The organism is Clavibacter lycopersici, from assembly GCF_003576405.1.
Lineage (GTDB): Bacteria > Actinomycetota > Actinomycetes > Actinomycetales > Microbacteriaceae > Clavibacter > Clavibacter lycopersici.
Map to the genome: position 1 here is coordinate 1 of NZ_QWGT01000001.1, position 12,392 is coordinate 12,392.

Annotated in this window: 9 protein-coding genes; all 9 read left to right on the plus strand. The window is 71.9% G+C overall.

Going from position 1 to position 12,392, the window contains the following annotated elements; genetic code table 11:
• Positions 1–477: Trp biosynthesis-associated membrane protein (locus DZG00_RS00005; RefSeq protein WP_119455301.1), on the plus strand; the 477-nt coding region annotated here is incomplete at its 5' end.
• A gap of 103 nt (positions 478–580) precedes the next feature.
• Positions 581–823 (plus strand): DUF6704 family protein, encoded by a 243-nt coding sequence (locus tag DZG00_RS00010; protein ID WP_119382085.1) that lies wholly within the window; start codon positions 581–583, stop codon positions 821–823.
• Positions 824–1,600, plus strand: a complete 777-nt coding sequence (gene trpC / locus DZG00_RS00015; RefSeq protein ID WP_119382084.1) for an indole-3-glycerol phosphate synthase TrpC — start codon at positions 824–826, stop codon at positions 1,598–1,600.
• Entirely contained in the window at positions 1,597–2,811 is a 1,215-nt protein-coding gene (gene trpB / locus DZG00_RS00020) for a tryptophan synthase subunit beta (protein ID WP_119382083.1), read from the plus strand. The genes trpC and trpB overlap by 4 nt, the downstream gene beginning before the upstream one ends.
• Positions 2,808–3,626, plus strand: coding sequence for a tryptophan synthase subunit alpha (gene trpA / locus DZG00_RS00025; RefSeq protein WP_119382082.1), 819 nt, complete (start codon positions 2,808–2,810; stop codon positions 3,624–3,626). The genes trpB and trpA overlap by 4 nt, the downstream gene beginning before the upstream one ends.
• Before the next feature lie 71 nt (positions 3,627–3,697).
• Complete coding sequence (gene lgt / locus DZG00_RS00030; RefSeq protein WP_119382081.1) at positions 3,698–4,720, plus strand: prolipoprotein diacylglyceryl transferase; 1,023 nt, start codon at positions 3,698–3,700, stop codon at positions 4,718–4,720.
• A gap of 101 nt (positions 4,721–4,821) precedes the next feature.
• Positions 4,822–9,393, plus strand: coding sequence for a glutamate synthase large subunit (gene gltB, locus DZG00_RS00035; protein WP_119455302.1), 4,572 nt, complete (start codon positions 4,822–4,824; stop codon positions 9,391–9,393).
• The gene (locus DZG00_RS00040; RefSeq protein ID WP_119381024.1) at positions 9,386–10,843 is read left to right on the plus strand and encodes a glutamate synthase subunit beta; all 1,458 of its coding nucleotides are present in this window, start codon (positions 9,386–9,388) and stop codon (positions 10,841–10,843) included. The genes gltB and DZG00_RS00040 overlap by 8 nt, the downstream gene beginning before the upstream one ends.
• A gap of 87 nt (positions 10,844–10,930) precedes the next feature.
• Positions 10,931–12,379, plus strand: a complete 1,449-nt coding sequence (gene pyk, locus DZG00_RS00045; RefSeq protein ID WP_119381023.1) for a pyruvate kinase — start codon at positions 10,931–10,933, stop codon at positions 12,377–12,379.
• Positions 12,380–12,392: the final 13 nt, after the last annotated feature.

Here is a 12,392-nt window from a genome sequence, read left to right on the forward strand (position 1 = left end):
AGCGCGCTCGCGCTGTCGAGCCTCGCCCTCGCCGGCGCGCTCGCCATCGCGGGCCGCGCGCTCCGCGTCGTGCTCGGGATCCTCCAGGTCCTCATCGGCGCGACGGTCGCGCTCACGGCCCTCGCCGCGATCGCGGGCCCCGTCCAGGCGGGCGAGGCCGCGGTCACGACCGTCACCGGGGTCGCGGGATCCGCCCCCGTCGCGGACCTCGTCGTCGGCTGGACCACGACCCCGTGGGGCGTGGTCACGCTGGCCGCGGGCGTCGCGTCCGCGCTGACGGGGCTGTTCGTCGCGATCACCGGACCGCGCTGGCCCACCGGCCGCTCCCGGTACGACGCGCCCGACCAGGAGCCCGCCCGCAGGATCGTCCCGCGCGAGGATCCCGTCGCCGCCTGGGACAGCCTGAGCGGCGGCGCCGACCCCACCCGCCGCGAGGCCGGCGACGCGGACGACGCCCCGCCGGGCGCAGCCTCGTGAGGGTCGGCTGACGTCCCCGCCGGCCCTCCCCACGCCGACGGCCGCGCAGACGCCGCCCGGTAGACTCGACCCGTCCCGACCGCACGATCCCCGAGGAGCACGCATGTCCACAGAGTCCGCAGAACCCGGCCACGGCAACTCGCCAGCGGCCTGGACGGCTGTCGTCATCATGCTCGTCGCGTTCGCCGTCGGCACCATCGCGTTCTGGTTCGCCATCGAGCCCGTCGTGTGGGCGTCCGCGGTCCTCGCGATCCTCGGCTGGATCACCGGCGGCGTCATGAAGAAGATGGGCTTCGGCGTCGACGGGCACCGCACGGTCTCCACGCACTCGAAGGCACGCTCCTAGATGCTGGGCGACCTCCTCGCCGGCGCCCTCGAGGACGCGGCCGCGCGCCGCGAGTCCCGTCCCCTCGCCCAGGTCGAGGCCGACGCGCTCGCGCGTCCCGCGGCCCTCGACGCGCTCAGCGCCCTCGCCCCGTCCGACCGCGTGAAGATCATCGCCGAGGTCAAGCGCTCCAGCCCCTCGCGCGGCGCCCTCGCCGAGATCCCCGATCCCGCGCTCCTCGCCTCCCGCTACGAGACCGGCGGCGCGAGCGCCATCAGCGTCCTCACCGAGGGCCGCAAGTTCGGCGGCTCGCTGCACGACCTCGAGCAGGTGCGCGACACGGTGTCCATCCCCGTGCTCCGCAAGGACTTCATCGGCGAGCCGTACCAGGTGCTGGAGGCGCGCGCCTCGGGCGCCGACCTCGTGCTGCTCATCGTCGCCGCGCTCGACCAGCGGACGCTCGTCGAGCTGCACGCCCTCGTCGGGGAGCTGGGCATGACCGCGCTCGTCGAGACGCACTCGGCCGACGAGGTCTCCCGTGCGCTCGACCTCGGCGCGCAGGTCGTCGGCGTCAACGCCAGGGACCTCACCACCTTCGAGCTCGACCGCGACCTGTTCGGCCGCCTGGCGGACTCCATCCCCGCGGGCGTCGTGCGCATCGCGGAGTCCGCGGTGAAGACCGCCGACGACGTGGCGCACTACCGCCGCTCGGGCGCCGACGTCGTCCTGGTGGGCGAGGCGCTCGTCACGGGCGACCCCGTCCGCACGCTCTCCGAGTTCCTGGACATCCGCGCATGACCGACCTGCGCAGCGTGACCGGCCCCTACTTCGGCGACTTCGGCGGGCGCTACGTGCCCGAGTCGCTCGTCGCCGCCCTCGACGAGCTCTCCACCGCGTGGGACGAGCTCAAGGTCGACCCGGCGTTCATCGCCGAGCTGCAGGAGCTGCACCGCACCTACACCGGCCGCCCGTCGCTCATCACGGAGGTGCCGCGGTTCGCCGAGCACGCCGGCGGCGCGCGCATCATCCTCAAGCGCGAGGACCTCAACCACACCGGCTCGCACAAGATCAACAACGTGCTCGGCCAGGCGCTGCTCACCAAGAAGATCGGCAAGAAGCGGATCATCGCGGAGACGGGCGCGGGCCAGCACGGCGTCGCGACCGCCACGGCCGCCGCCCTCTTCGGCCTGGACTGCGTCATCTACATGGGCGAGGTCGACACCGAGCGCCAGGCGCTGAACGTGGCCCGCATGCGGCTGCTCGGCGCCGAGGTCATCCCGGTCCGCTCGGGATCCCGCACGCTCAAGGACGCCATCAACGACGCCATGCGCGACTGGGTCACCAACGTCGAGACCACGAACTACGTCTTCGGCACGGTCGCGGGCCCGCATCCGTTCCCGGCCATGGTGCGCGACCTGCAGAAGGTCATCGGCGAGGAGGCGCGCGAGCAGGTCCTCGCGCTCACCGGCCGGCTGCCCGACGCCGTCGCCGCGTGCGTCGGCGGCGGATCCAACGCCATCGGAATCTTCCACGCGTTCCTCGACGACGCCGACGTGGCCCTCTACGGCTTCGAGGCCGGCGGCGACGGCGCGGACACCCCGCGCACCGCCGCCACCATCACGAAGGGCCGCCCCGGCATGCTGCACGGCGCGCGCAGCTACCTCCTGCAGGACGAGGACGGCCAGACCATCGACTCGCACTCCATCTCCGCGGGCCTCGACTACCCGGGCGTCGGCCCGGAGCACTCCTGGCTGTCGGACCTCGGCCGCGCGTCGTACCGTCCCGTCACGGACGACCAGGCCATGAGCGCGCTGCGCCTCCTGAGCCGCACCGAGGGCATCATCCCGGCCATCGAGTCGGCGCACGCCCTGGCCGGCGCGCTCGAGCTCGGACGGGAGCTCGGCCCGGAGTCGATCATCCTGGTCAACCTCAGCGGCCGCGGCGATAAGGACATGGAGACCGCGGGGAAGTACTTCGACCTCATCGACGCCGGGGCGGAGCAGTCGTGACCGCGGCAGCCCACGCGGCCGCGCCCACGGGCAGCCCCGTCGAGCGCGCCATCGCCCTCCGCCGCGAGCAGGGGTCGGGCGCCCTCGTCGGCTACCTCCCCGTCGGCTTCCCGGACGTCGCCACGAGCATCGAGGCCGCCGTCGCGCTCGTCGAGAACGGCGTCGACGTCATCGAGCTCGGCCTCCCGTACAGCGATCCCGTGATGGACGGCCCCGTCATCCAGCGCGCCACGCAGACGGCCCTCGCTCAGGGCTTCCGCCTCCGCGACGGCTTCGACGCCCTGCACGCGATCACGCAGCGCGTGGACGCCCCCGTCCTGCTGATGACCTACTGGAACCCCGTCGTGCAGTACGGCGTGGAGCGCTTCGCGGACGACATCGTCGCCGCGGGCGGCGCCGGCCTCATCACGCCCGACCTCATCCCGGACGAGGGCGCCGATTGGCTGGCCGCGTCCGAGCGCACCGGCCTCGACCGCGTCTTCCTCGCGGCCCCGTCCTCCAGCGAGGCGCGCCTGCACCAGGCGGTCGAGCGCAGCCGCGGGTTCGTCTACGCCGTCTCGACCATGGGCATCACGGGCGCGCGCCAGGACGTCGACCAGGCCGCTCGCGGTCTCGTGTCGCGCCTGCGCGACGCGGGATCCACGAGCGCGTGCGTCGGCATCGGGATCTCCACGGGCGACCAGGTGCGCGAGGTCCTCGGCTACGCCGACGGCGCCATCGTCGGGTCGGCCCTCGTGGCGGCCCTCGCCGACGGCGGGGTGCCCGGCGTCGCCCGCGCCGCGGCCGATCTCGCGCGGGGAACCGCGCTACAGTAGCCCCCGGCCCGCGGTCCCGCCGCGCCCGCCGAATCCCCTGCGAAAGTGAGCGCCATCCGTTGTTCGCCCCGATGAGCATCCCCAGCCCGGATCCGTCCGACACCCGGTTCGACGTCACGGCGTGGCTCCAGGGCCTCGGCATCGACCTGCCGCTCACCTTCGTCATCCACGCCTACGCGGTGTGCATCCTCGTCGGCATCCTCATCGCGGCGTACCTCACGAACCGCCGCCTGGTGGCGCGGGGTGTCGAGTCCGGCACGGTCATCGACTTCACGCTGTGCGCGCTCGTCCTCGGCATCGTCGGAGCGCGCGCGTTCCACGTGCTCACGCACCCCGGCGACTACTTCTACGAGGGCGCGAACCTGTGGCGCGTGCTCTACGTCTGGGAGGGCGGCATCGCCATCTTCGGCGCGCTCATCGGCGGCGCAGTGGGCGTCTGGCTCGGATCCAAGTGGACCGGTGTCCGCTTCTGGACCTTCGCCGACGCGCTGGCCCCCGGCCTCCTCCTGGCGCAGGCCGCCGGCCGCATGGGCAACTACTTCAACCAGGAGCTGTTCGGCACGCCCACCACGCTGCCCTGGGGCCTCGAGGTCGACCCGACCAACGCGGCCTTCCCGGCCGGGCTCCCCGCCGGCACGCTGTTCCACCCGACGTTCCTCTACGAGATCGTCTGGAACGTCGCCGGTGCGCTCCTCATCATCGTGCTCGGCCGCGCCGTGCGCCTGCAGTGGGGCCGCGGCCTCGCCGTCTACCTCATGTGGTACGGACTCGGGCGCATGGTCTTCGAGTCGATCCGCATCGACCCGAGCGAGATCTTCTTCGGCATCCGCACCAACGTCTGGGCCGCGTTCTTCGCCGTCGCGCTCGGCCTCGTCCTCTTCATCGTGCAGACCCGGCGCCACGTCGGCAGCGAGCCGAGCCCGTACCTGCCGGGCCGCACCCCGGATGACGTAAGCGCCCGCGCGAAGGCGGGTCGCGACGGGGAGGTAGCATCGGTGTACACGGATTCGGACTTCACCGACGGCGACGACGATCGGGCTTCCACCGGGTCGGACTCCCACGCTCTCACCGCCACAAGCGGACGCGGCGCCTAGTCCCCAGCGCGGGCACCCCCGCGGTCACCGCCTCCTCCTGCGAGGCGGTCCCCACCACAGGGCCAGCGACGTCCCTCCGCAGTGCATCTAGGACGGTTCCCATGGCGTTCTCCTCCACCTCCCCTCCCGGCGGCTCGTTCCCCGCGAAGCAGGGCCTCTACGACCCGGCGTTCGAGAAGGACGCGTGCGGCCTGGCCATGGTGGCCACCCTGCGCGGCACCCCCGGCCACGACATCATCGTCAACGCGCTCGACGCGCTCCGGAACCTCGAGCACCGCGGCGCCATCGGCTCCGACGCGGGCACGGGCGACGGCGCCGGGATCATGACGCAGATCCCCGACGAGTTCCTCCGCGGCGTCGTGGGCTTCGACCTGCCGCCGATGGGGGAGTACGCCGTCGGCATGGCCTTCCTGCCCACGGACGACGCCGAGCGCGAGGAGCTGCAGGCCGGCGTCGAGCGCATCGCGGGCGACGAGCGCCTGCGCGTCCTCGGCTGGCGCGAGGTCCCCGTGGACCCGTCGCACCTGGGCAACCTGGCGCGCAAGGCCATGCCCGCGTTCCGCCAGCTCTTCCTGGCATCCGACGCCGTGCAGCCGTCCGACCGTCCGTCCGGGCTCGCCCTCGACCGCCTCGCCTTCCGCCTGCGCAAGCGCGCGGAGCGGGAGCTCGGCGCGTACTTCATCTCGCTGTCCTCGCGCACGCTCGTGTACAAGGGCATGGTCACCACGCTCCAGCTGGAGCCGTTCTACCCGGACCTCTCCGACGAGCGCTTCGCCTCCAAGCTCGCCATCGTCCACTCGCGCTACTCCACGAACACGTTCCCGTCGTGGCCCCTCGCGCAGCCGCTGCGGATGATGGCGCACAACGGCGAGATCAACACCGTCGCGGGCAACCGCAACTGGATGCGCGCCCGCCAGTCCCAGCTCGAGTCGGAGCTGCTCGGCGACCTCTCGCCGCTGATGCCGATCGTCACGCCCGGCGCGAGCGACTCCGCGTCCTTCGACGAGGTGCTCGAGCTCCTCAGCCTGAGCGGCCGCAGCCTGCCGCACGCGATGATGATGATGGTCCCCGAGGCGTGGGAGAAGCAGACGGACATCGACCCCGTCCGCCGCGACTTCTACGAGTACCACTCCATGGTCATGGAGCCGTGGGACGGCCCGGCCGCGCTCACCTTCACCGACGGCACGCTCGTCGGCGCGACCCTCGACCGCAACGGGCTGCGCCCGGGCCGCTACCTCGTCACGCACGACGGCCTCGTCGTGCTCGGCAGCGAGATCGGCGTGCTCGAGATCGACCCGGCCCGCATCGCCCGCAAGGGCCGCCTGCGTCCGGGCAAGATGTTCCTCGTCGACACCGAGGCCGGCCGCATCATCGAGGACGACGAGATCAAGTCCGAGCTCGCCGCCAGCGCGCCGTGGGGCGAGTGGCTGGAGAACCGCATCCACCTGGCCGACCTGCCGGAGCGCGAGCACGTCGTGCACACGCCCGCCTCCGTCGTCCGTCGCCAGCGCACCTTCGGCTACACCGAGGAGGAGGTGCGGATGCTCCTCATGCCCATGGCGAAGGTCGGCGCAGAGCCCCTCGGCGCCATGGGGTCGGACACGCCCATCGCGGTGCTCTCGCAGCGCCCGCGCCTGCTGTTCGACTACTTCACGCAGCAGTTCGCGCAGGTCACGAACCCGCCGCTCGACTCCATCCGCGAGGAGGTCGTCACCAGCCTCCGCCTCGGCCTCGGCCCGCAGCGCAACCTCCTCGACGCCGGACCCGAGCACACCAAGCAGGTCGTGCTCGACTTCCCGGTCATCGACAACGACGAGCTCGCGAAGGTCATCCACATCGACCACCGCCCGGGCAGCCGCACCACCACGATCGTGAGCGGCCTCTACCGGGTCGACGACGGTCCGCTCGCCATGCAGAAGCGCATCGACGCCATGTGCGACGAGGTCGACCGCGCGATCGCGCACGGCGCGCAGTTCATCGTCCTGTCGGACCGCGACTCCAACCGCGACCTCGCGCCCATCCCGTCGCTGCTCATGATCGCCGCCGTGCACCACCACCTCATCCGCAAGCAGACCCGCATGAAGGTCGGCATCGTGGTCGAGGCCGGCGACGTGCGCGAGGTGCACCACATCGCGCTGCTGATCGGCTACGGCGCCTCCGCCGTCAACCCGTACCTGGCCATGGAGTCGTGCGAGGACCTCGTCCGCAGCGGCATGCTCACGGGCGTGAGCCCGGAGAAGGCCACGCGCAACCTCATCAAGGGGCTCGGCAAGGGCGTCCTGAAGATCATGTCCAAGATGGGCATCTCCACGGTCTCCTCCTATGCCGGCGCGCAGTGCTTCGAGGCCGTCGGCCTGTCGCAGGACCTCGTCGACCAGTACTTCTCGGGCACCACCACGCGCCTCGGCGGCGTCGGCATCGACGTCATCGCGGCCGAGAACGCCGCGCGCCACCGCAGCGCCTACCCGACCGACGGAGCCGTGCTCTCCCACGAGCGCCTGCAGACGGGCGGCGAGTACCAGTGGCGCCGCGACGGATCCCCGCACCTGTTCAACCCGGACACGATCTTCCGGCTGCAGCACGCCACGCGCACCCGCAGGTACGACATCTTCCGCGAGTACACGTCCATGGTCGACGCGCAGTCCAAGGACCTCATGACCCTCCGCGGCATGTTCACGCTGCGCACGGGCACGCGTCCGCCCGTGCCGCTCGACGAGGTCGAGTCCATCTCCGACATCGTGAAGCGCTTCTCCACCGGCGCGATGAGCTACGGCTCGATCTCCGAGGAGGCGCACGAGACCCTCGCGATCGCGATGAACCGCCTGGGCGCGAAGTCGAACACGGGCGAGGGCGGCGAGAACGTGGAGCGCCTGCTCGACCCCGAGCGCCGCAGCTCCATCAAGCAGGTCGCATCGGGGCGCTTCGGCGTCACGAGCATGTACCTCACGCACGCGGACGACATCCAGATCAAGCTCGCGCAGGGCGCCAAGCCCGGCGAGGGCGGCCAGCTGCCGCCCGGCAAGGTCTACCCGTGGGTCGCCCGCACGCGCCACGCGACCGCGGGCGTCGGCCTCATCTCGCCGCCGCCGCACCACGACATCTACTCGATCGAGGACCTCAAGCAGCTGATCTTCGACCTCAAGCGCGCGAACCCGTCCGCCCGGATCCACACGAAGCTCGTCAGCCAGTCGGGCATCGGCGCGGTCGCGGCGGGCGTGGCGAAGGCGCTGAGCGACGTGATCCTCGTCTCGGGCCACGACGGCGGCACGGGCGCGAGCCCCGTCAACTCGCTCAAGCACGCGGGCACCCCGTGGGAGCTCGGCCTCGCCGAGACGCAGCAGACGCTCCGCCTCAACGGCATGCGCGACCGGGTGGTCGTGCAGGTCGACGGGCAGATGAAGTCCGGCCGCGACGTCATCGTCGGCGCCCTGCTCGGGGCCGAGGAGTTCGGCTTCGCCACGGCGCCGCTCGTGGTGTCGGGCTGCATCATGATGCGCGTCTGCCACCTCGACACCTGCCCGGTCGGCGTCGCCACGCAGAACCCGGAGCTGCGCAAGCGCTTCCCCGGCAAGGCCGACCACGTCGTCAACTTCTTCGAGTTCATCGCGCAGGAGGTGCGCGAGCACCTCGCCGCGCTCGGCTACCGCTCGCTCGACGAGATCGTGGGCCGCAACGACCTGCTCGGCGTCGAGGACGCGGTCGACCACTGGAAGGCGTCGGGCCTCGACCTCTCGCCGATCCTCGTGGGGCCGAACTTCGCGGACGACGAGCCCAGGAAGCACGGCCGGTCCCAGGACCACGAGCTCGAGGCGCACTTCGACAACGAGCTCATCCGCCTCAGCCGCGACGTTCTCGACCACGGGGGCCGGGTCGAGATCGACCTGCCCGTGCGGAACACGGCGCGCGCGGTCGGCACCATGCTCGGCCACCTCGTCACGAAGGCCCACGGCGAGGACGGCCTGCCGACGGGATCCATCGACGTCACGCTGCGCGGGTCAGCCGGCCAGTCCTTCGGGGCGTTCATGCCGTCGGGGATCACGCTGCGCCTCGTCGGCGACAGCAACGACTACCTCGGCAAGGGCCTCTCGGGCGGCGACATCGTCGTGCGGCCCGACGAGAGGGCCGGCTTCCCCGCGGAGGAGAACGTCATCGCGGGCAACGTCATCGGCTACGGCGCCACCCAGGGCACCATGTTCATCCGCGGCATGGTGGGGGAGCGGTTCCTCGTCCGCAACTCCGGCGCGACCGCGGTCGTCGAGGCCGTGGGCGACCACGCGCTCGAGTACATGACCGGCGGGCTCGCGCTCGTCCTCGGCGGCACCGGCCGGAACATCGGCGCGGGCATGTCGGGCGGCACGGCGTACGTGATCGACCTCGACCGCGACCGCATCAACACCGACGCCCTCGCCTCGGGCGAGCTCGAGCTGCACCCGCTCGGGAGCGCCGACGCCGAGATCGTGCTCGACCTCCTCCGCCGGCACCTCGCCGAGACCGGATCCACCGTGGCGGAGCGCCTGCTCGCCGACCCGGAGACCTCCATGGAACGCTTCACCAAGATCCTGCCGCGGGACTACGCGGCCGTCCTCGCCACCCGGCAGACCGCGGTGGACGAGGGACTCGACCCCGACGGCGACGTCGCCTGGAAGCGCATCCTGGAGGTGACCGGTGGCTGACCCCAAGGGCTTCCTCAAGGTGACGGAGCGCGAGCTCCCCAAGCGCCGACCCGTCTCGGTGCGGCTCATGGACTGGAAGGAGGTGTACGAGCAGCAGGAGCGCGGCGAGCTCGTGCGCCAGGCCGGCCGGTGCATGGACTGCGGCATCCCGTTCTGCCACCAGGGGTGCCCGCTGGGCAACCTCATCCCGGAGTGGAACGACCTCACGTGGCGCGGCGAGGGCCGCCAGGCCATCGAGCGCCTGCATGCCACGAACAACTTCCCGGAGTTCACCGGCCGGCTGTGCCCCGCGCCGTGCGAGAGCTCGTGCGTGCTCGGCATCAACCAGCCGCCCGTGACGATCAAGCAGGTCGAGGTGTCGATCATCGACGACGCCTTCCAGAACGGCTGGGTCGAGCCGCACCCGCCCGAGCGCCTCACGGGCAAGACCGTGGCGGTCGTGGGATCCGGCCCCGCCGGCCTCGCGGCTGCCCAGCAGCTCACGCGCGCCGGGCACACGGTCGCCGTCTTCGAGCGCGACGACCGCATCGGCGGCCTGCTGCGCTACGGGATCCCCGACTTCAAGATGGAGAAGCGCCACCTCGAGGCGCGCCTCGCCCAGATGACGGCCGAGGGCACCCGCTTCCGCGCCGGCGTCGACATCGGCAAGGACATCACCTGGTCCGACCTGCGGCTGCGCTACGACGCGGTCGTGGTCTGCACGGGCGCGCTGGTGCCCCGCGACCTCGACATCCCGGGGCGCGACGTCGACGGCGTCCACTTCGCCATGGACTACCTGCGCCAGTCGAACCACGCGACGGCAGGCGACCAGGTGCCCGAGCAGATCCACGCGGAGGGCAAGCACGTCGTCGTCCTCGGCGGCGGCGACACCGGCGCCGACTGCATCGGCACCGCGCACCGCCAGAAGGCGGCGTCCGTCACCAACCTCGCCATCGGCCAGCAGCCGCCGGCGGAGCGCCGCCCCGACCAGCCGTGGCCCACGTACCCGACCCTCTTCGAGGTGTCGAGCGCGCACGAGGAGGGCGGCGAGCGCCACTACCTCGCGACCACGGTCGAGTTCCTGAAGGACGACGACGGGCACGTCCGCGCCGTCCGCGTCGCCGAGACCGAGTTCCGCGACGGCCGACGCGTGCCGAAGTCGGGCACCGAGCGCGAGATCCCCGCCGACCTCGTGCTCCTCGCGCTCGGCTTCACCGGTCCCGAGAAGGACGCCCTGGAGAGCCAGCTCGCGGTCCCCTTCGACGAGCGCGGCAACGTCGCGCGCGGCGAGGACTACCAGACCGACCAGGCCGGCGTCTTCGTCGCCGGCGACGCGGGCCGCGGCCAGTCGCTCATCGTGTGGGCCATCGCGGAGGGACGTTCAGCGGCCTCCGCCGTCGACCGGTACCTTGAGGGGGACACGGAGCTCCCGTTCCCGGTCCGTCCCACGGATCGCGCTCTCTCCATCTGACCCGGCCGCCGCGCCATGCGCGCGCTGCCGCGACCACTCACCCGAACCGCGTCCGTGTGCGACGCAGAAACGCGAGACAGACAGAGCATGACGACCAGACGAGCGAAGATCGTCGCGACCCTCGGGCCCGCGACCAGCTCCTACGAGAGCATCCGCGCCATCATCGACGCGGGCGTCGACGTGGCGCGCATGAACCTCAGCCACGGCACGTACGACGTGCACGAGGGCATCTACTCCATCATCCGGAAGGCCGCCGACGACGCGGGCCGCGCGGTCGCGGTCCTGGTCGACCTGCAGGGCCCCAAGATCCGCCTCGGCAAGTTCTCCGACGGCCCGCACGACCTCGCCTTCGGCGACACCTTCGTCATCACGATCGAGGACATCCTCGGCACGAAGGACATCTGCTCCACCACGTACAAGGGCCTCCCGGGCGACGTGAAGCCGGGCGACCCGCTGCTCATCGACGACGGCAAGGTCACGCTCCGCGTGGTCTCCACCGACGGCACGCGCGTCACGACCACCGTCGAGGTGGCCGGCACCGTCAGCAACAACAAGGGCATCAACCTCCCGGGCGTCGCGGTCAACGTGCCCGCCCTCTCCGAGAAGGACGAGGCGGACCTCCGCTGGGGCCTCCGCCTCGGCGCGGACCTCATCGCGCTGAGCTTCGTCCGCGACGCCAGCGACATCGTGCGCGTGCACGAGATCATGGACGAGGAGGGCCGCCGCGTCCCCGTCGTCGCCAAGGTCGAGAAGCCGCAGGCCGTCGACGCGCTCGAGGAGATCGTCGACGCGTTCGACGCGATCATGGTCGCCCGCGGCGACCTCGGCGTCGAGCTGCCGCTCGAGGCCGTGCCGATCGTGCAGAAGCGCGCGGTCGAGCTCGCCCGCCGGAAGGCCAAGCCCGTCATCGTCGCCACGCAGATGCTCGAGTCGATGATCACCAGCCCGCGCCCCACGCGCGCCGAGGCCTCCGACTGCGCCAACGCCGTGCTCGACGGTGCCGACGCGCTCATGCTGAGCGGCGAGACGAGCGTGGGCGAGTTCCCCGTCGTCACCGTGAAGACCATGGCCCGCATCATCGAGTCCACCGAGGAGCACGGGCTGGAGCGCATCCCGAAGCTCGGCACGCGCCCGTTCACGCAGGGCGGCGCCATCACGCTCGCGGCCGCCGAGGTCGCCGAGTTCGTCGAGGCGAAGTACCTCTGCGTCTTCACCGAGTCGGGCGACTCGGTGCGCCGCATGACGCGTCTGCGCAACGGCATCCCGATCCTCGCCTTCACGCCGAACGAGGGCATCCGCCGTCGTCTGGCGCTGTCGTGGGGCGTGCAGACGTACCTCGTGGATCCCGTCACCCACACCGACCAGATGTTCCACCAGGTCGACGACGTGCTCCTCGCGGAGGGCCTCGCGGAGGTCGGCCAGAAGGTCGTCGTCATCGCCGGATCCCCTCCCGGCATCGCGGGCTCGACCAACGAGCTGCGCGTCCACGTCGTCGGCGACGCCGTGAACGAGGCGGCTCCCGCGTACGAGAAGTAGCGGCACGAAGCGG